The organism is Paenibacillus sp. IHBB 3054, assembly GCF_051594305.1.
Lineage (GTDB): Bacteria > Bacillota > Bacilli > Paenibacillales > Paenibacillaceae > Paenibacillus_AQ.
Genome location: NZ_JBOFBG010000010.1, coordinates 89,763 through 109,837, shown reverse-complemented (window position 1 = coordinate 109,837; position 20,075 = coordinate 89,763). Strand labels below are relative to the sequence as shown.

The following is a 20,075-nucleotide window of genomic DNA, read 5'->3' as shown; positions in this document are numbered from 1 at the left end:
CACCGTGATTCCCAGCCGTCACTGATGAAAGCAGCCATTTTATAAATACTTTTAGAATATTTTCAGCGGCGTTAGCCAAGCTGTAATTTGTTTCGGCGCTCTACTTAAGTCAGTTATGGTGGGGGCAGTATTTTTTCATCATTTCTATCGTTTCGGCATCGCGTTCTCCGTTTCTCTCCTCCAGACCCCGGGTGATGCCGGCCCGTTCCTCTTCTTTCAGATTCTGGCCGAACTTAAATTTGGCTGTCAGCTCATCCGGAACAATTCGTACGACCGCAACACCCTTCAGCCGCGAGCGGTATTTCGGATCTTCGGCATCAATAGGATCAAAGCCGCCCTCGGGCTGCAGCTTGTTCATAAACCGGGACAATACAGCAGCCTTCTCGGCGGACGCCTCCACAAGTTCGGCCGCTCCATAAGCAGTTACGCTTTTAAAATAGGCCGTGGCAGGGCAAGCAAGATGGGGATCGCTGAAATAAGAGGGGATTAGCGCGTATTCGTCGGCAACGGTAAAGCAGACCCGCGCCTGCTGGCGGATGCTCTCCATTTTGCCTCCGGCATGACTGCCGTGGAAATAGAAGCAGCCCTCCATATAGACGAAATTCAGCGGAGTGACCCGCGGTTGTCCCTGTTCATCGCTTGTACCAAGAAAACCAAAGCTCATTCCTTGCAAAAATTGGGCCACTTCTTCTTCCTGCTCTATCTTAAATTCTTTTCTGCGCATAATACACGTCCTTTTCATCATAGTGGCGGAGTACTCACCTTGAGTAATTGTTTACTTAGAATAGTTGATAAATTGACAATGAAAAAGGACCGGTTTAGAGTTATTTTAATAGTCCACTTTTGAGGAAAGGGTGGGGAGATGAATTTCACACTGCCATATGACCAGTACCTGGCCATCCACCGTTATAAATATCTGGCGTTATATCATGCGCTCCGGGCAGCGATCCTGGAGGGGAAACTTCCCGGGGGGACAAGGCTGCCGTCAACAAGACGGCTTGCCGGGCTGTATCTTGTGTCGCGCGGTTCAGCATCACAGGTATATGACATGCTGCTGGCCGACGGTTACATCAAGACTGAGAAGGGCCGGGGCACCTTTGTTTCAGATGACAGCTTTTTTCCTGCTGCCGGGGGAGGGCTGGTATACGTGGGGGATTCAACCGATCATCAAGTGGTTGATTCGCCAAGGGTCGGCGCTGGACTCAATCCGGCAGGTGAGGAAATTCGCACACCTGATCGGGAATACCTTGAACCTGGAGCGATCCCGCTTTCCTCTTGGGGAGAGCGCCTGATGGAGCGCCAGGTTTCCATCTACGGGCAGGCTGGTGAAGATGCCATCAGCTTTCGCAGCAGTGGCATGCGGATTGAACATTTTCCTTACGGCGAGTGGCGGAGCGCACTGAATTATGCCGGAGGCAAGGGAGGTGGGATGCTGGAGGGCTATTGTCCGCCGCAAGGGGAGGAGAGCCTGAGGCGGGCAATAGCTGCCCATTTGCGGATTACCCGGGGAATCAGAGCCGATGCGGAGCAGATCGTGCTGTTCAGCGGCTCGATGCAGGGTATTGTCCTTCTGGTGCAGCTGCTGCTGGAACCGGGGGAACCTGCCGTTGTGGAAGATCCCGGATTTCATGGCATCCGCCGGGCAGTGGAGATTGGCGGCGGTAAGCTGCTGCCGGGACGGGTTGACGAGAGCGGGCTTGTGCCCGAGGATTGGGCAGCCCGGCTGCTGTTTGTGACGCCGAGCCGCCAATTCCCCACCGGAGCGGTACTGCCGCTCGACCGGCGGCGCAGCTTACTGGAATGGGCCCGGCGGCAGGAGGCAGTCATTGTCGAGGATGATTATGACAGCGAGTTCCGCTGGGGCGGCCGGCCGATTGAACCGCTGAAGGCGCTCGACCGGGAGGACCGGGTAGTGTATATCGGCTCCTTCTCCAACAGCATGTTCTCCGGGCTGCGGCTCGGGTTTGCCGTGCTGCCGCCTTCGCTGGTGGGTCCTGTGATAGCGGCCAAGGCGCTTTATGAGCCGCTTCCAGGCGCACAGCTTGAGCAGCGGGCGTTGGCCCGGTTCATGAGCACTGGTGGGTACAGCCGCCATCTGCGGCGGATGACGCGCATATACGGGGAGCGTGCCCGCATTTTCCGTGCGCTTCTGAATGAGCGGCTCGGAATGCTCTTTCAGCCGTTGCCCGGCGATTCCGGCCTGCATATTTATGCCCGGTGGCTGCGCTCGGAACAGGAGTATACCGCCTTCCGGGAAGCGGCTTTGCGGCGAGGCACAGACTTCCGCGACGCAGCGCTGTACCGGATAGGTTCGGGTAGTCCTGCGGCTTGCTTTTCTTTTTCCCATCTCGATGCTGAGGCACTGGAAGAAGGGGTGAACCGCCTGCTTCTGGCCTGGAAGGATGTGCAAAAATGTACGTGACAGGGTATTATGAGAGTAAGGAAAATGTATGCTTACAAAACTTAAGCGTATGCTTTCGAAGCGATTTTTTGTCGAAGCTAATTCAGTGAGGTAACGCTCACAAAAAATTTAGGAGGAAATATTATGCTGCATGCATCGCCGTCCTCTTTTGTGATCCTGCCTGCCCTGGCTAAAATTGTCTGCGAACCGGGCTGGAAGTGGCAGAAAAGAGAGAAGCCGCTGCAAAATTATGATCTGTTCTATGTCTGGAGCGGAGAAGGTACGGTTGTGCGCAGCGGAGTGCCTTTCAAGGTAGGAAAGGGAAGTTGCTTCCTGTTCCGTCCGGGCGACTTTACGTATGCGACCCATAATCCGCAAAAGCCGCTAGTGCTTACATACATTCATTTTGACGTAACCGAAGAGGTCACGGATATTCCCCAGCCTTACCGTGAATTGACCGAAACAGTGGAATTTGAGCACCTGCTTGCCCGTTATGTCCGCCTGTTCCTGGTGAAGACCTACGCTGCAGAAGAGGAGGGGCGGCTGATCTTGAAGCAGCTGATGATTCATCTGCTGCGCGAGGACCGGGTGATGCCGGTAGAGCGGCATGTCAGCAATCAGCTGGCTGAGGTCATCCACGAGGTGGCGAACTACGTCAGCCAGCATCCCGGAGCGGCGCACCGGGTAGAGGATCTGGCAGCCCGGGCGGGGCTGTCGCCACGGTATTTTTCGATCAAATTCAAAGAGATTACAGGTTCCTCGGTCCAGTCCTATGTCATCCGTGCCCGGATTGAGCGGGCCCAGCACCTGCTGCTATATGCCGGGATGAATGTCACTGAGGTGGCCGATGCACTGGGCTATCGCGATATTTTCTTTTTCAGCCGCCAGTTCAAGCAGCATACGGGGAAAAGTCCGTCTGAAATCCGCTGATTCTTCCTTTTGTTTCAGCTTTTTGCTGCAAGGGTAAATACGTTGCAACTTAGTATGCGAGGATTTACATAGCAGCTTGGAAGGGAGAACATAACTGATGTTTAGAGGACGCAGAATATGCAACAGTGAATGTAAGGGTGGAGGCGCCGGGGTTTTTCGAAACCGCTGGAGACGCTTGAAGCAGAATAACATGGCAGCTACAGACTGTTGGTTCTGACAACAAGGGCAGTATCAAATACAAGCGGAGAACCGGGGCCCTGCGGCGTCCGGTTTTTTGAATGGTCCTTGGTTCATGCTGGGCGCTGTCTTGCGGTACTGGGTGTATTCTTCTATCTATGCAGGGGCATAAGGATAGAGAGGTTTTTGTATGAGCGTACAATTGTTCAGCCCAACCCTGAGAAAGCATCGGTGAGCAGCTGAATTCATATACTGAGCAGCAGAAAAAATGACCAAACCAATGGCTGAAGGAAGGAGAAAGAACATGTATGAAATCGTATTGATACGGCATGGGGAGAGCGAGTACAACCGTCAGAATTTATTCACAGGCTGGAGCGATCCCGATCTGACGGAAAAGGGAATAGAAGAGGCCAAAGCGGCCGGCAAGCTGTTGAAAGAAGCAGGCTACACGTTCGATCTGGCCTTCGCTTCTGTGCTGAAACGTTCGATCAAGACACTTAATTATGTGCTGGAAGAGATGGATCTGCTGTGGATTCCCGTACAGAAATCCTGGAAGCTGAATGAGCGCCATTATGGTGCGCTGCAGGGGCTAAGCAAGAGTGAGACTGCGGTGAAATATGGTGAAGAGCAGCTTCATATCTGGCGGCGCAGCCTGTCGGTCCGTCCGCCGCTGCTGGAGCCGGATGACCCGCGTTATGCCAGAAACGATATCCGCTACAAGGAGGTGCGCTCCGGGGATATCCCGCGCGGCGAGAGCCTGGAGGATACCGTTCACCGCGTCGGCGATTTCTGGGGCAAGCGGATTGTACCACTGATCCGCAAGAAAGAGCGGGTGCTGATCTCGGCACATGGCAACACCCTGCGGGCGCTGATCAAATTTATGGAGGACATTGACGAGACAGCGCTGCTCGACCTTAATGTTCCGACCGGTGTTCCGCTGGTCTATAAGCTGGATGACGATGTGAAGCCAATCAGCCGCTTCTATCTCGGCGTGCCCGAAGAGGTGCAGGCCAAAGCCCGTGAGGTGGCTAACCAGAGCAAGGTAACGGAGTAGCGATATCCGGGCGTTGTCTAAACGAAATCATTCATGAAACCCAAAAGCAGCAGGTCCCTGTAACAGAGACCTGCTGCTTTTGCTGCTTTCCGGTGAAGTTGTACTGCTATTCCAACTTGAATTTGGAGGCGGCCTCCGCCAGGCCCTTGGTTAACCCGTCAATTGTTTCGACCATATCGGCTAAACGGTGAACCATGGAAGATTGCTCATGCATTGTTGCCGTAACCTCTTCAACCGAGGCCGAAACCTGCTCACCCGATGCAGACAGATTCTGCGTGGATTCTAGCATTTCGTCCTTGTCATGCTGCATAAGGGCAATGTCATCAGCCATGCTCTTAATCTGTTCGGTGATATCCGTAATATTCTGGTGAATGGCATGGAAGGCCTGACGGGTTCTGCCTACATACTCGTCCTGCTGCGTGGAAATATCCTTAATCTGCTGCACGCTCTGATGATTTTCCTGTACGAAAGCCAGATTCTGTCCGATGATCCCGCTGATTTCACTGGACTGGATGGAGCTCTGTTCAGCCAGCTTGCGGATTTCAGTGGCAACTACGGCAAATCCCCGTCCATATTCCCCGGCCCTTGCCGCTTCGATAGAGGCGTTCAGTGCAAGCAGATTTGTCTGCTTGGCGATATTGCTGATCGCTCCGGTGATCTGGCCGATACTGCTCGAGCTTTCCTGCAGCTTCAGGGTAATCGCAGAGATTTTCTGCACTTCCTCATCGTTTTGCTCGCTGATATTGGACAGCTCTTCTACAACCTGATTGCTGCTGTGGAAGACTTCAATAATTTCATCGGCCCGCTCTTTGACGGATTGGGCTTTTTCATTCATGGAGACGAATTTCTCGCCGAAGCTGAGGAATTTATCCACAATCGTCTCGGTATCATGCGCCTGCGACTCTATGGCTGTGGCAATTTCTGCAGTGGTTACCGTTGTCTCGCCGATCGATTTGGCTGTCTGCTTGGAGGACTCGTCCAGATCCTTGGTGCTTGAATTAAGCACGGAAATGGAGGTGTTCATATTCGTAATCAGCAATTTGTTCTGCTGGGCCATCGTATTAAAGCTGTCTGCAAGCTCCTTGAATTCACTATTATATTTTCCCGTGGCAGTAACCTGCAGGTCGCCTGAGGCCAGTTGTCTGAACAATTTGCTCAGCTGCACAATCGGCCGTGTGATCGATCTGGATATTATCAGACCTATCGCAGTAACGAGCAGCACTGCCAGTATGGAAATGGCAACAATCTGCTTAAGCATGGACATAATCGGCATTTTGATATCCTCGTAAGAATCAATGACTGATATTACCCAGTCGGCATCTGGAATCTTGTTGTACCGGAGATATTCTGTTCCGAGATCACTTTCTCCTGTGAGGATATCGTCTTTCGCCTGCAGGTTAAGCAGAGCTCCGGTACCTTCGGGTTTTAATCCGATTCTTTTTTCATCTTTCGAATTGTACAGCACGATTCCGCTCCGGCTCAGAATTTCAATCTGGCCCTGGCCGTTAATTTGGATTTTTCCTAATTTATCTATAAAAAATTCGGAGCTCATGTTGGATGAATACACGCCGATCACCTTGCCGCTTAAATCTTTAATCGGCCGGGAAAAAGCTATAATCAACTGGCCTGTGCTTTGGGATACCGTGGCATCGCTGATAAAAGGTTCGCCTTTTATGGATTTCTGGAAATATTCCCTGTCTGAGCGTGATTCGCCGACGGTCTCTTTATTGCTTCCGGCAACAATGATTCCTTTGGCATCAAGGACGACCATGGATTGGCTGCCCCTTGTGTTCTTCAGGATTGTGGCAAGCTTCTCATTGGAGGCACTGTAATAAGGGTTCTTCCCGGAAAAGAACTCAGTTTCGGACAACGTTCCCTCCTCCCGCAGATTCAATAGCGCGCGGAACAATTCCTGCGATGAAATCAGATAGGAAGCCTCCTTCTGCAGCTGCACGGCAGTCCATAAGCCTTCTCCGATCCGGTCGGCGTTGGCGGTAATCTCGTCTTTGCTTTTTTTGAGCAGCAGTTCCGAGCCCAAGCTGTACACTGAAACGGATATAGCCAGCACACTGGCGATTACGAGCAGGGTAATCAGCCCGGGAAGCTTGATCCTTAAAGATAAGTTAGTGAATTTGCCAAGCCGGTCTTTCGATTTGTTCATGTAAAAGTTCCCCCTGATGTATGTATGGTCCTACATGTATATCGGAGGGATCATGTTGATAATCAAGAGGAAACATCAGCCAAATGCTTAAAATTTGCAATAAATATCAGCTCTATGAAAAAGGGTACTCCGGCCCTGTTTCAAGGCATGTGCGGAGTACCCTTATATGTTCGTTGTTAGGTTAGGATGAAATGTTAAAGATGACGCTGCAAGGTTCCCAGTAGTTCCCCCATCTTGACCTTGGTCTCGCTTGTCAGCCCGGCCCTTGGGGTAAAGGTGCCGCTCTCCAGCAGCAGTACCACGGTTGAGCCGAATTCAAAATAAGCCAGATCATCGCCGATTTGCCATTCCATGGCCTGTTCATCGGTGTAGCGGATGCTGCTGACATTCATTGCGCCTACCTTTACAACTGCTGCTTCCCCATTCGCTCCCGCGATATAAGTAATAAGACGTTCGTTGCGGCTCAGCACACCCTTCATATGTCTCATGCCGAATTCATTGACAGGATAAGCCCGGCCGCGGATATGATCACTCTCGACTTTACGCCCGGTGAGCGGCGCGTGAATCCGGTGATAATCCGTAGGGCTCAGATACAGCACGAAGAAAAAGCCTTTCTTGTACAGCTCCAGGTGCGGAGAGTGGTTAAGCAGTTCTTCCAGCTCATAATCCTGTCCTTTTACATTCATAATTGTTCCGGAATGAATCTCACCCATGGCGGTAATCATCGCATCCACCGGACTGGCTACGGCATTGTCCCCGCTTGCGACAGGGCGCATCCCCGGTTTCAACCGCCGGCTGAAAAATTCGTTAAGCGTACGATATTGTCGGGACTGCTTCTCCGCTTCAGCAGCGGGAATATGATAGATCTTAATAAATACCGGGATCAAAAAACGGCTGAGTCTGCTATGGGAAAAAGCCCCCATCAACCGGGAAAGCCATCTGTGCGAGGACAGTTCCGTCATCAGCCGCAGCAATTGTTTAACCATGAACATCTCCCTTCCATCATGCAGCAACAAGGCCCCATACCCGGGGCCTTATCCGCTCTGAATTATATTGACATAGAATAGGAGACAAATCAATAAGAGTTATACCGGGAGGCGTCTTCGAGCAGGAACCGGGCGTAAGCCATTGGCCTGCGGTAGCTTTCTTTCCAGGTTCCTCTGAGTCCTGCCTTGAGGAATCCATAACGCTGGTCACGGCCATTGCATTCAATGAAGTAAATCCGTCTGTTCCGGGTGATGCCGATATCCAGCCCGATGTCGGCAAGCCCGGGAAGACTGTGCTCCAGCTCCCGTGCGATGGCGAGGCTGAGAGTCTGCACTGTCATTCGAAGGTATGCTGCAGCTTCACCCGGGAAGGCCTGATCCAGCACATATGAGGCGCTGAGCGCTTCACCTCCCCGTGCGATATTGGATACGAACCCGCCAGGAGCGGCCAGCTTCGCAAACATGCCGGTCACCTGCCAAGTTCCTCCCCAGCCGCGTTGCACCGTGACCCGGAGATCGAAGGGGCGGCCGCCGATTTCAGCCAGCGGGATACGTTCCTGCACCAGATAGGATTCAGCGGCGAGACGTGCCCGAAGCATCCGTGGCAAAGCATCCTGATCCACGAAGGTGCTTACCCACCGGCTAGAACGTGAAGGCAGATAACTCCAGGTCCAGCTCCGTCCGCTGTAGTGAGTAAGACGCATGACCCCTTTGCCGATACTGCCGCGGCACGGTTTGAGGATGAGGTCGGGGTAGAGGTCCATCATCTCCTTCAGACCCGGGAGCCCCGCTGTTGTAACCGGCAGATAGCTCTGCAGGTCTTCGTTTTGTTCCAACAGCCCGTGAATCTGTTCTTTCCCGTAACGGTTGCATGTGTTGTATATCAAAAGGCCCTGCCGGAGCAGCCGCTCGATTCCGCTGCTGTCCTGGCTGTAAATTGCCCGGTTATGGATTACACCCGGTGTGGGGATTACGGCACTGCGATATCCCTGGACCCCCTTGATATAAGCGATGCTGTATCCGGATTCCGTATCAATGTCGGACAGCTTCAAAAAGCAGGGGGTCAATCCGTATGCGGCAGCCGCCTCCTCATAGCTCTCCAGCGACTCCTGTCCCGTTTTTAACCGGGGAACGCCCCGGTGCATAGCGGCATTTAGCAGTATTCCCACGAGCTTTTGCCCCATGTTCGTTCCTCCCGTTATCTTCTGTAGTTACGGCTGTAGCCCTTATGTTCTCATTGTATGTTTGTACGTGGCCTTCAGGGTGGACGAATGCGCGGCGGCAGAAGCCCTTTTTCGAAAGATAGACGAAGCCGATTTACTTGCAGATTGATTATAGGCAGCCTTGCTGCAAATGGTGTCATCCGCCCACTGGACTGCATATGATGCCTAGAAGAAACAACAGATGGAAGGAGGAGACTGCTTGTGAAGAGCTCCAGAAGGAATCAACAACACAGTTCCAAGAAGCGACTCTACTACGTGGATAATCCCAATAAAAAAGAACTGAGTATGCTGGGAAGCAGTCCAAGGGTGCTAGGGGGATTTGAAGCACCCGTCAGCGAGACGGTGGATCCGCCAGACCGGGCCCTGCAGGTTAGTGGTGTGGGCACGGTAGAAGTTGTTGCAGAGCCGGCACAACCTGCCGTACCTGCAGTACCTGCAGTACCTGCCGCCCCGGATAAAGAATTGCTGGAGGTGCCGGCAGCAGAAGAAACACTCAAGATTGAGGAGGTGGTTGTCCACGCGCCCGAGCCCGTTCTGCCTGTTCTGGAAAAAGAGCGCCTGCAGCCCGTATATACCGATGATCTGTGTGATGCGGCCGTTACCGGCCAGAAGATTGCTCCGCGCACCATTGACGGCTCTAAGCTGAAATTCGGGATTATCGGTACTCCCTGGCTGCAGGATTATGCGGTGCAGAGCATCAATATCGCGGACAAGGCGATAACGTCCTCGAAGATTGCCCCCGAATCGATAACTGGCGAGCATCTGGCGGAAGGAAGTGTGAACGGCGGCAAGCTGTTGGATCATTCGATCAGCGGCGAGAAGCTGAAGAACGGAAGCATCGGCCCGGAGAAGCTGGCTGACCGGATCATCGGGGGAGAACAAATTGCCGACCGGTCCATTGCCAGCCGTCACTTGAGCGAGCTGCTGATTACTGCCGACTTGCTGGAAGATGGAGCCATAACCGGCGAGAAAATTCTAAGCAGCACCATTGTCAGCCGACATTTGGCGAACGGAAGCATCGACCGTTCCAAACTGGCTGACGAGGCGGTGTCCGGCGATAAAATCGCCGACGGCGAAATCAGCGGAGCCAAACTGGGCGATGCCGTGATTGAGGGCCGCCATCTGAGCGAAGGCGTCATCACGGCGAAGCATCTGGCGCCGGGAGCCATCGGGCCTGAGCAGCTTGCCGGCCGTCTTATCGGCAAGGAGCAGCTCCAGTCCGGCAGTATTGACAGCGGACATCTTGCGGATGCCGCAGTAGGCACGCGGCAGCTGGGAGAGAAGGCTGTACGCAGCCAGCATCTAAGTCCGGAAAGCGTAAATGGCACTCATATCGGCGACGGAGAAATCACTGCCCGCCATTTGGCGGACCGCAGCATTTCTTTTGTGAAGCTGGCGGAAGGTGCGGTAGGGACGGTACAGCTCGTGGAGCAGGCGGTCACCTCCTCCAAAATCGCCGATCAGAGCATCCTGCCGAATAAACTGGCGGATGAAGCGGTCACTACACGGCATATCGCCAAATCCGCAGTACGCGGACCGCAGCTTGCCATGCAGGCTGTGACCTCGCTCCATCTGCAGCGTGAAGCTGTAGACCAGTCCCACTTAGCCAAGGAATCGGTCGGATCGGAGCAGCTGCAGAGCCAGTCGGTGCTGACGGCTCATCTCGCATCCGGTGCAGTTACCGGAGAACAGCTGGCAAGTGAAGCTGTGGCCGGAGAGCATCTGCGCGCGAAGAGCATTACCGCCGCCAAGCTGGCTGACGGGGGCATCCATGCCGGCAAGCTGGCTGCAGGTGCGGTCACCGGAAACGCAATTGCCCGTGAAGCCGTGAGTGGTGAACATATCGCCTTCTGTACGGTGGAGGAAAAAAATCTGGCCGATGCCAGCGTAAGCGCCCGTGTACTGCAGAATGCCGTAGTGGATTCTGAACATCTGGCGCCGGGCGCCATAGAACGCAGACATCTTGGTGAGAACAGCGTGACGAATTCGGCTCTGCAGTCCGGCTCGGTCTCGGGCGACAAGCTTGCCTCCGGCGCGGTGAAGGAAGTTCATCTCGCCGCAGGTGCGGTGCAGCCGCATCATCTGGCCGATCATGCGGTTACTTCATTGAAGCTATCGCCGGAGAGTGTCTCAACGGATAAGCTCAGTGATCTGGCGGTCACTTCCACCAAGCTGGCTGATGGCAGTGTTACTTCCGCCAAGCTGGCAGCCTTATCGGTGGCTGCGGAGCATTTGACACCAGGGTCGGTTAGCCCCGCGTCGATCAGCGACACGGCTGTCCAAGGCAGACATCTTGCCCCGGGAAGTGTCGGCGGCGCACATATTCGTCCGATGTCTATTGGCAACGGGCACATTATTCCTAGCTCTATCTCATCGATTCAAATCCAGGATGGCAGCATTAGCAGTTCCAAGCTGGTCGAAGGTGCCGTATCTTCCCTCCATCTGTCTCCAGGCAGTATTGGCACCAGTCATGTGGCGGAGGATTCACTGGAAGGCCGTCATATCAAGCAGGGAGAAATCACCCTGGATCACCTGGCCGGAGAGGTCCGCAGCGCAGAGCTGCTCCCGGACGGCAGCATCGGCGGGGAAAAGCTGGCGGAAGGCTCGATCGGTTCGTTCCAATTGGCTCCGAGCAGTGTATATGGCGGACATCTTGCGGTCGAAGCCGTGGACAGCCGCCACATCCGCCCTCACAGCATCAAGCTGAAGCATCTGGCGGAGGAGACCCTGACCGCTGATCTGCTGCCGGACGGCAGTGTCAGCACCGCGAAGCTGGCGGCCGGAGCGGTAGGTTCGGAGAATCTCCAGGCGGAAAGTGTGAACGGAGAACATCTCGCGGACGGAGCGGTGGAAGAGCGCCACTTGAATCCCGAAATCATCAAGCTGGAGCATCTGACGGCAGAGGTCCGCAGCGCTGATCTGCTCCCTGACGGCAGCATCGGCGGGAAAAAGCTGGCGGAAGGCTCGATCGGCTCCTTCCAGTTGGCTTCGAGCAGCGTATATAGCGGACATCTTGCGGTCGAAGCCGTGGACAGCCGCCACATCCGCCCTCACAGCATCAAGCTGAAGCATCTTGCAGAGGAGACCCTGACCTCCGAGCTGCTGCCGGACGGCAGCATCAGTTCCGCGAAGCTGGAAGGCGGAGCGGTAGGTTCGAAGCATCTCCAGCAGGAGAGTGTATTCGGAGAACATCTTGCGGACGGAGTGGTGGAAGAGCGCCATTTGAATCCCGGGATCATCAAGCTGGAGCATCTGGCCGCAGAGGTCCGCAGCGCAGAGCTGCTTCCTGATGGCAGCATCGGCGGAGAAAAGCTGGCGGAAGGCTCGATCGGCTCCTTCCAGCTGGCTCCGGACAGCGTATATGGAGAACATCTTGCCGACGGAATAGTGGAACAGCGCCACTTGAACCCCGAGATCATCAAGCTGGAGCATCTGGCCGCAGAGGTCCGCAGCGCAGAGCTGCTGCCGGACGGCAGCATTGGCGGGGAGAAGCTGGCGGAAGATTCCATCGGTTCCTTCCAGCTGGCTCCGGGCAGCATACATGGAGAACATTTTGCGATTGATGCCGTGGACAGCCGGCACATCCGCCCCGCCAGCATTAAGCTGAAGCATCTGGCGGAGGAGACTCTGACCTCCGACCTGCTGCCGAGCGGCAGCGTCAGCTCCGCGAAGCTGGCAAAGGGAGCGGTGGGTTCGCAGCATCTCCAGCAGGAGAGTGTTCATGGCAGACATCTCGCGGACAGAGTAGTGGAGGATCGCCACTTGAATCCCGAGATCATCAAGCTGGAGCATCTGGCCGCAGAGGTCCGCAGTGCAGATCTGCTGCCAGACGGCAGCATCGGTGGAGAAAAGCTGGCGGCAGGAGTTGTAGGTCCGCAGCATCTCCAGGAGAAGAGCGTGCACGGAGAACATCTCGTGGACGGAGTCGTGGAGCAGCGCCACCTGAATCCCGAGATCATCAAGCTAGAGCATCTGGCCGCAGAGGTCCGCAGTGCAGATCTGCTGCCGGACGGCAGCATCAGCGGGAAAAAGCTGGCGCAAGGCTCCATCGGGTCCTTCCAGCTGGCTTCAGACAGCGTATATGGCGGGCATCTTGCCATGGAAGCCGTGGACAGCTGCCATATCCGCTCTGGCAGCATCAAGCTGAAGCATCTTGCGGAGGACACCCTGACCTCCGATCTGCTGCAGGATGGCAGCATCGGCTCCGCGAAGCTGGCGGCAGGAGCGGTAGGTTCGCAGCAGCTCCAGCAGGAGAGCGTGCACGGAGAACATCTCGCGAACGGAATAGTGGAGGACCGCCACTTGAATTCCGGGATCATCAAGCTTGATCACCTGTCCGCAGAGGTCCGCAGCGCAGATTTGCTGCCGGACGGCAGCGTTGGCGGGAAAAAGCTGGCGCAAGGCTCGATCGGCTCCTTCCAGCTGGCACCGGGCAGTGTATACGGCGGGCATCTTGCGAGCGAAGCCGTGGACGGTCGTCATATCCGCCCCGGCAGCATCAAACTGAAGCATCTGGCGGAGGAGTCCTTGACCTCCGATCTGCTGCCGGACGGCAGCATCGGCTCCGCAAAGCTGGCAGCCGGAGCGATAGGCACGCCGCATCTCCAGCAGGAGAGTGTGAACGGCGAACATCTCGCGGATGGAGTGGTGGAGGAACGCCACTTGAATCCCGAGATTATCAAGCTCGCGCATCTGGCCGCAGAAGTCCGCAGCGCAGAACTGCTCCCTGACGGCAGCATCGGCTCCTCGAAGCTGGCAGCCGGAGCGATAGGCACACAGCATCTCCAGCAGGAGAGTGTGAACGGAGAACATCTCGCGGACGGAGTGGTGGAGGAACGCCACTTGAATCCCGAGATTATCAAGCTGGAGCATTTGGCCGCAGAAGTCCGTAGCGCTGACCTGCTCCCTGACGGCAGCATCGGCTCCGCGAAGCTGGCAGCCGGAACGGTAGGTTCACAGCATCTCCAGCAGGAGAGTGTGAACGGAGAACATCTCGCGGACGGAGTGGTGGAGGAACGCCACTTGAATCCCGAGATTATCAAGCTCGCGCATCTGGCCGCAGAGGTCCGCAGCGCTGATCTGCTGCCGGACGGCAGCATCGGCTCCGCGAAGCTGGCAGCCGGAACGGTAGGTTCACAGCATCTCCAGCAGGAGAGTGTGAACGGAGGACATCTCGCGGACGGAGTGGTGGAGGAACGCCACTTGAATCCCGGGATTATCAAGCTGGAGCATCTGGCCGCAGAGGTCCGCAGCACAGAACTGCTCCCTGACGGCAGCATCGGCGGGAAGAAGCTGGCGCAAGGCTCCGTCGGCTCCTTCCAGCTGGCTCCGGGCAGTGTATACGGCGGACATCTTGCGGTCGAAGCCGTGGACGGCCGGCACATCCAGTCCGGCAGCATTACGCTGAAGCATCTTGCGAAGGAGACCCTGACCTCCGATCTGCTGCCGGACGGAAGCGTCAGCTCCGCGAAGCTGGCAGCCGGAACGGTAGGTTCGCAGCATCTTCAGCAGGAGAGCGTGTATGGTGAACATCTTGCAGACGGAGTAGTGGAGGAACGCCACCTGCTTCCTGAGATCATCAAGCTAGAGCATCTCGCCCCAGAGGTCCGCAACGCAGAGCTGCTGCTGGACGGCAGCGTCAGCTCCGCGAAGCTGGCGGCTGGAGCGGTAGGTTCACAGCATCTCCAGCAGGAGAGCGTGTACGGTGAACATCTCGCAGACGGAGTACTGGAGGAGCGCCACCTGCTTCCCGAGACCATCAAGCTGGAGCATCTGGCCCCAGAGGTCCGCAGCGCAGAACTGCTCCCTGACGGCAGCATTACCGGAGCGAAACTGGCTTCCGGCAGTGTTGGTGCCGAGCAGCTCGCAGAGAGTGCGGTTGGAACTGACGGACTCCAGGATGAAGCGGTGGATGCAACCAAAATTGCTTCCTTCGCTGTTCAATCCCGCCATCTGGAGGAAGAAAGTGTGCAGGGCTACCATATTGCTCCCGGTGCGGTATCCGGTGACCATCTGGCCCGCGGCGCAGTGGGTGCGGAGCATCTCTCCTTCAGTCCGGTGCAGAGCGCCGGAAACCGGGAGGTGCTGCAGCAGTTCGGAATGACGGCGTTCATGTTCAACGGCGATGCAGAGAGTGTGGAGGTCACTGTCTCCTTTGACGAAAGCTTTGGCCATACCGGCTATGTGCTTGTGGCCATGACGAACCAGCCGTTCTTTCACGCCTCGCTTAAAACCAGAGCCGGCGGAGAGGCTGTAATCCTGGTGAACCGCCTGCGTGAAACCCAGCATTTTTATGGAGTGTTGTCCTGGATTGCACTCGGCTCGCCTCCGGCAAAGCCGCCAGAGAACCGGGTATTCGATTAAATACAGAGCCGCTGAAAAAGCGGATAAGAGCGCAGCCGCCGGCTGCGCTCTTGTTCAAATATAAGAGTTTATATGCTTCACGCTATAAATTATCCTTCTATTTCTCGCTGAAACGGATACCGTCCTTTTAAGGACGGCGAAGCCGTTTCCACTTGTGTTTATCGCCCGAAAAAGTCGGTTGAATGCGGGATGGATGACATCTGTCCAAATTTGTGTGTGAAGGGAGACACCCGCCGTTACCCGGAGAAGCGGATTACATAGACTGTGATGTAACCCTAAGCCCGGCAGTATGCCCTGCAAGGAAGGTGGATGAGCTTGAAGCATAAACGAACAGCTGCCCGCCGCACGGGGCGGCGGGCAGCTCGACCAGCGCGGCGGAACTCCCGGCCAGTGCGGCCCGTAGCTGTACGTCCTGCACAGAATCATCCCGAGCCTTACGTGTCGGTTATTATTCCGGCTATGAATGAGGCCAGGACGATTGCCAGTGTGATTGCCGGAGCCAGGGGTGTTCATCCGCGCTGTGAGGTTATTGTGATTGTTAATGGCTCTGCCGATAAAACGGCGGAAATAGCGAAATCTATGGGTGCCCATGTCATCTCTTTCGAGCAGCCGCTTGGACACGATGTTGGCCGAAGTGTCGGAGCGGATGCGGCCAAAGGGGAGGTCCTGCTGTTTACAGATGGGGATATTGTCATTCCCGCCGCGCAGTTGCGTCCATTCGTAAGTGCAATCCGCGGCGGGACGGATGTAGCGCTTAATGATTATTCCGGGCCGGTCCGCAGCAGGGTTCCGCATCCAGTGGTGCTCTCCAAGTATGCACTGAACATTATGCTCGGACGTTCCGACCTGAAGGGGTATTCACTGACGGCGGTTCCCCATGCGCTCAGCCGCAAGGCGCTTAATGTGCTGGGGAGCGGTCTATTGTCAAGGCCGCCGCTGGCTTATGCCCGCGCATTGCTGGAAGGCTTGAGTGTAAGGGAAGTGCATAAAGTGCCTGTTGGCAAACTGAATGCTGTCCGCCGCAAGCGCGGCGGAAGGGACCCCTTGCAGGAGATTATTCTCAGGGATCACCTCGATGCTGTGTCTATGCTGCTCGAGCTCAAGGGGGAGAGGGCGGGATTCAGCGACGGCACCCGGCGAAGGGAGATGGTGAGGTAATGGCTACTGGCTATAAGGCCGTATTACGTCCGAAACGGAGAAGAACGTTTTCCGCCGGCACTTCTCCCCGCCGGAGCGGAGCAGGTATTCCGGGCATCAGGAAGTCTGCATCTAATAAAAGAGGAGCAGGTTCATTCGGGGCTGGCAGCTCCTCTGAACGGCTTACGGGAGCGGGATTATCCGCAGCCCGCGGCTCTGCTGCCCGGCGCACGGCGGCAGAAGCATCCGCTGCCTGGAAACCGCAGCGGATGCTTCCGAAATTGCGCGGCTTGCTGTCCGTCATCATCTCGGCAAGAGATGAGGCGCGTACCTTGCCCGGTCTCCTGGAGCAGGTGGAGCTTCTGGAGCCGGCGGAGATCATCGTGGTGCTGAACGGCTGCAGCGACAACAGCTTTCAGCAATCCAGAATGTGCACACGGGCAACGGTCGTGCATTGCCCCGAATCGGCCGGTCATGATGTGGGGCGTGCGCTTGGCGCCAAGCTCAGCCGGGGGAATATCCTGCTCTTTCTGGATGGAGACATGAGCATTCCGGCCCGGCAGCTGGCCCTTTTTGCAGCAGCTGTAGACAGCGGAATTGATGTTGCGCTTAATGATCTGGATGGCCTGCTGCCGCCATTTGGCGCAAGTGATGATGTCACCCGCTGCAAGCTGTATTTAAACGGGGTTCTAGGCCGGAGTGATCTTGGGGTGAGCTCCATGACTGCTGTTCCCCATGCCTTGTCCCGCCGTGCACTGGAAACCATCGGTTACCGTGAACTGATGGTTCCCCCGAAAGCGCAAGCCCTCTCCATTCTGAATCGGCTGCGGGTGGAGAAGGCCGGAACGGTTAATGTCATCAAGCATAACCGGCTGCGCAAAGGGAATACGGGAGCCGGCAACGCGGTGGAACAGCTGATTATCGGCGATCATGCGGAAGCGCTGCAGGCGGTTATTGCGCATAGGGAAGCGAGCGGAGTGCTCTCCGGCGAGCGCCTGCAGGAGCAGCGCCGGCAAATGGCTGCCTGGAGGAACCGGTTATGACAATGACCAGTATCATTATTCCGACATATAACGGACTTGAACTGCTGCGGACCTGTGTGGAAGCCATCCGGTCCTATACCGAAACGCCGTATGAAATCATTGTGATCGACAACGCTTCGAAGGATGGTACCGACACGTACTGCCGGACAAATAATCTAACCTTTATCTCCCTGCCTGAGAACCGCGGATTTCCCGTTGCCTGCAATATGGGGATGCAACTCGCTTCAGGCGATGAGCTGCTGCTGCTGAATAATGATGTTGTCGTCTCGCAGGGCTGGCTACGGAACCTTAAGGCAGCACTATACAGCGCACCGGATGTTGGTATTGCCGGTCCCGTGACCAACTATGCCAGCGGCCAGCAGCAGGTCAAAACTACGTACAGTGATATACCAGGTTTTCATGCGGAGGCCCGGCAGGCCAACCTCCAAGATCCCTCGAAATGGATAGAGACGAGACGGTTGGTGGGCTTATGCTTTTTGTTCAAACGAGAGCTGATGGACACTGTTGGACTGCTGGATGAACGGTATTCACCTGGACATTATGAGGATGATGATTACTGCTTCCGCGCCCGGCTGCGTGGCTACCGGCTGCTGATTGCCGGGGATTGCCTGGTGCATCATGAAGGAAGCGCGAGCTTCAAGGAGGTATACTCCTCTGCACTTAAGGAGCTTGTGGAGCGAAACCGCAGGATTTTTATAGATAAATGGCATATGGATCCGGCACAGTTCTTCTGAAATGTTGACCCGAAGACTAAAGACACAGATAAAGAGGAGGAAAGTAAGTGAAAGGAGTCATATTGGCGGGCGGAAAAGGAACAAGACTCTATCCGCTGACCCGGCTTATGAACAAACATTTGCTTCCGGTCGGCAAATATCCTATGGTGTGTTACGGTATAGACCGGTTGCGCCGGGGGGGTATAACCGATATTCTCCTGGTCATCAGCAAGCAGTCTGCGGGGCAGTATACCGATTTTTTGGGCAGCGGTGCGGAATTTGGCGTATCTCTGACTTACAAAATTCAGGAAGCCGCAGGAGGTATCGCGGAAGCGCTGGAGCTGGCGGAGGGGTTTATTCTTCCGGGCGAAAGGTTTATCGTGCTGCTGGGTGACAATCTTTTTATGGATGATCTGACGCCTTACGTGCAGAGCTATCTTCAGCAGCCCGAAGGCACGGCGAAAGTGCTGCTGAAGCCGGTGGAGGATGCGCGGAGATACGGCGTTCCGGTGTTTGACGGCGAGGATTCAACATTGATTGCGTACATCGAAGAGAAGCCGGAGATCCCGAAGACCAACTATTGTGTAACCGGCATTTATATGTACGATGAGGCCGTGTTCGATATTATCCGCCGCGTATCCCCTTCCCAAAGGGGGGAGCTGGAAATTACCGATGTGAACAACATTTACGCTGCCGACCGCATGCTCAGCTATGATGTGCTTAAGGAATGGTGGAGTGATGCGGGAACATTCCAGTCACTGCGTGAAGCGGGTGAGAAGCTGAAAGACACGCTGCCTTAAGGGCGGCGTGTTTTTCATTGTACAAGAAATGAAGGTTTCGCTGCAGATTATTGAATGGAGGATACAGTATTAGCCGGCCGCGCAATTCTCCACCAGAACAAATCGCCCGTGTCACGGTACATATGCGCGCCCAGATGCTCCAGGACTTTGTGAGAAGCCCAATTATCCTTTTCGGTATCGGCAATAATCCATTGCGCCCGGGGATCGCTGAAGATCCATTCGCTGATAGTCCGCACAGCCTCTGTAGCATAGCCTTTTCCCCAATGCCATTCGTCAATGCAATAGCCTATAATGACCTCGCCTTGTTCATTCGGACAGCCTTTCAGGATGATATACCCGATAATCTGCTGGTGCCTGCGCTGAATAATGGCCCAGTTGGTCAGCCAGAGGTGATTTTCCTCATCCTGCTGCACTCTGGAATGTCTGATCCGCATAGCATACTGCATTTCCTCGTCCAAGGAGGCACCGCCAGCGTTCAGGCCAAGAGCCTGCTTCAGCCCGGCATAATTCTCTGTGGCGAGCGAGAGCTCCGCTGCGGTTAAAGGCTGCAAATCCAGACGGTTGCCTGCCAGTTTCATACATTACCTCCAATCCAGTCAGGAACTGATTCCCAATCTATGTATGGTAAAAAAGTCAATTTCATCCTCAGAATAATCTGACTTTCCGCAGCTGTCAATCTCCGCCTATTCTCAGCAAAAGTCTTCGGGCCTCCTCAAAGTTACACCGGTTCTCCGCACCGTCAAGGCGCTTGCCGCATATGCTGTAGCAGGGCGTTTGAGCAAAGGAGACATGAAGGTGCAGAATAAAATAACAAAAGTGCTGCAGCACATGGCCCATACGCACGAACAGATGGCGCGGATTCTTGACGCCGAACGCCACGTTGCCGTCCGTATGTCGCAAATAGTCCATGATCTGCCGGATGCGGAGCCTGATTTTGGCGGATTCAGCGGGCTGGTAGAAAGCCACGGTCAGGTTAACAAGAATATTATTGCTTACTTGAACGCGATAGCCGATCTGGAAGAAGCGATGGCTGAAGGGGTAGGCAGAGTCATCAAGGAATTAAACGGTCAGGAAGAAGAGTAGCGAT

14 protein-coding genes are annotated in these 20,075 nt (G+C 55.3%); 9 read left to right on the top strand and 5 right to left on the bottom strand.

Going from position 1 to position 20,075, the window contains the following annotated elements; translation table 11 throughout:
* Nucleotides 1-109 precede the first annotated feature (109 nt).
* On the bottom strand, nucleotides 110-724 hold the full coding sequence (locus ACQ76X_RS13915) for a pyridoxamine 5'-phosphate oxidase family protein (RefSeq protein ID WP_438494594.1): 615 nt from the start codon (nucleotides 722-724) through the stop codon (nucleotides 110-112).
* Between the two features lie 138 nt (nucleotides 725-862).
* Between ACQ76X_RS13915 and ACQ76X_RS13910 the strand changes: the two genes are divergently transcribed.
* From ACQ76X_RS13910 to gpmA, 3 genes are all read left to right on the top strand, one after another.
* On the top strand, nucleotides 863-2,422 hold the full coding sequence (locus ACQ76X_RS13910; RefSeq protein WP_438494592.1) for a PLP-dependent aminotransferase family protein: 1,560 nt from the start codon (nucleotides 863-865) through the stop codon (nucleotides 2,420-2,422).
* 123 nt (nucleotides 2,423-2,545) lie between these two features.
* On the top strand, nucleotides 2,546-3,331 hold the full coding sequence (locus ACQ76X_RS13905; protein WP_038596047.1) for a helix-turn-helix domain-containing protein: 786 nt from the start codon (nucleotides 2,546-2,548) through the stop codon (nucleotides 3,329-3,331).
* A gap of 481 nt (nucleotides 3,332-3,812) precedes the next feature.
* Nucleotides 3,813-4,562 carry a 2,3-diphosphoglycerate-dependent phosphoglycerate mutase gene (gene gpmA / locus ACQ76X_RS13900; RefSeq protein WP_038596044.1) on the top strand — a complete coding sequence of 250 codons (750 nt, stop codon included), beginning with the start codon at nucleotides 3,813-3,815 and terminating at the stop codon, nucleotides 4,560-4,562.
* Between the two features lie 106 nt (nucleotides 4,563-4,668).
* On the opposite strand, the gene ACQ76X_RS13895 is transcribed toward gpmA, so the two are convergent.
* The 3 genes from ACQ76X_RS13895 to ACQ76X_RS13885 form a co-directional block, all read right to left on the bottom strand.
* Nucleotides 4,669-6,723: a methyl-accepting chemotaxis protein gene (locus ACQ76X_RS13895; protein ID WP_438494589.1), complete on the bottom strand. Its 2,055-nt coding sequence runs from the start codon at nucleotides 6,721-6,723 to the stop codon at nucleotides 4,669-4,671.
* 194 nt (nucleotides 6,724-6,917) lie between these two features.
* Nucleotides 6,918-7,709: an archaetidylserine decarboxylase gene (asd, locus tag ACQ76X_RS13890; protein WP_438494587.1), complete on the bottom strand. Its 792-nt coding sequence runs from the start codon at nucleotides 7,707-7,709 to the stop codon at nucleotides 6,918-6,920.
* A gap of 89 nt (nucleotides 7,710-7,798) precedes the next feature.
* Nucleotides 7,799-8,893 (bottom strand): YheC/YheD family endospore coat-associated protein, encoded by a 1,095-nt coding sequence (locus ACQ76X_RS13885; RefSeq protein WP_438494585.1) that lies wholly within the window; start codon nucleotides 8,891-8,893, stop codon nucleotides 7,799-7,801.
* A 240-nt stretch (nucleotides 8,894-9,133) separates the two neighbouring features.
* On the opposite strand from ACQ76X_RS13885, the gene ACQ76X_RS13880 reads away from it, so the two are divergent.
* The 5 genes from ACQ76X_RS13880 to ACQ76X_RS13860 all read left to right on the top strand — a co-directional run bounded on the left by ACQ76X_RS13880 (nucleotide 9,134) and on the right by ACQ76X_RS13860 (nucleotide 18,988).
* Complete coding sequence (locus ACQ76X_RS13880) at nucleotides 9,134-15,295, top strand: WIAG-tail domain (RefSeq protein ID WP_438494583.1); 6,162 nt, start codon at nucleotides 9,134-9,136, stop codon at nucleotides 15,293-15,295.
* Between the two features lie 309 nt (nucleotides 15,296-15,604).
* Nucleotides 15,605-16,453 carry a glycosyltransferase family 2 protein gene (locus ACQ76X_RS13875; RefSeq protein ID WP_438494581.1) on the top strand — a complete coding sequence of 283 codons (849 nt, stop codon included), beginning with the start codon at nucleotides 15,605-15,607 and terminating at the stop codon, nucleotides 16,451-16,453.
* On the top strand, nucleotides 16,453-17,475 hold the full coding sequence (locus tag ACQ76X_RS13870) for a glycosyltransferase family 2 protein (RefSeq protein WP_438494579.1): 1,023 nt from the start codon (nucleotides 16,453-16,455) through the stop codon (nucleotides 17,473-17,475). Before ACQ76X_RS13875 ends, ACQ76X_RS13870 begins: the two co-directional genes overlap by 1 nt.
* Nucleotides 17,472-18,209, top strand: a complete 738-nt coding sequence (locus ACQ76X_RS13865; RefSeq protein ID WP_438494578.1) for a glycosyltransferase family 2 protein — start codon at nucleotides 17,472-17,474, stop codon at nucleotides 18,207-18,209. The genes ACQ76X_RS13870 and ACQ76X_RS13865 overlap by 4 nt, the downstream gene beginning before the upstream one ends.
* Nucleotides 18,210-18,256: 47 nt before the next feature.
* Nucleotides 18,257-18,988, top strand: a complete 732-nt coding sequence (locus tag ACQ76X_RS13860; RefSeq protein ID WP_038596028.1) for a sugar phosphate nucleotidyltransferase — start codon at nucleotides 18,257-18,259, stop codon at nucleotides 18,986-18,988.
* A gap of 47 nt (nucleotides 18,989-19,035) precedes the next feature.
* On the opposite strand, the gene ACQ76X_RS13855 is transcribed toward ACQ76X_RS13860, so the two are convergent.
* The gene (locus ACQ76X_RS13855; protein ID WP_438494575.1) at nucleotides 19,036-19,566 is read right to left on the bottom strand and encodes a GNAT family N-acetyltransferase; all 531 of its coding nucleotides are present in this window, start codon (nucleotides 19,564-19,566) and stop codon (nucleotides 19,036-19,038) included.
* Between the two features lie 217 nt (nucleotides 19,567-19,783).
* Between ACQ76X_RS13855 and ACQ76X_RS13850 the strand changes: the two genes are divergently transcribed.
* Nucleotides 19,784-20,071, top strand: a complete 288-nt coding sequence (locus ACQ76X_RS13850) for a hypothetical protein (protein ID WP_038596026.1) — start codon at nucleotides 19,784-19,786, stop codon at nucleotides 20,069-20,071.
* Nucleotides 20,072-20,075: the final 4 nt, after the last annotated feature.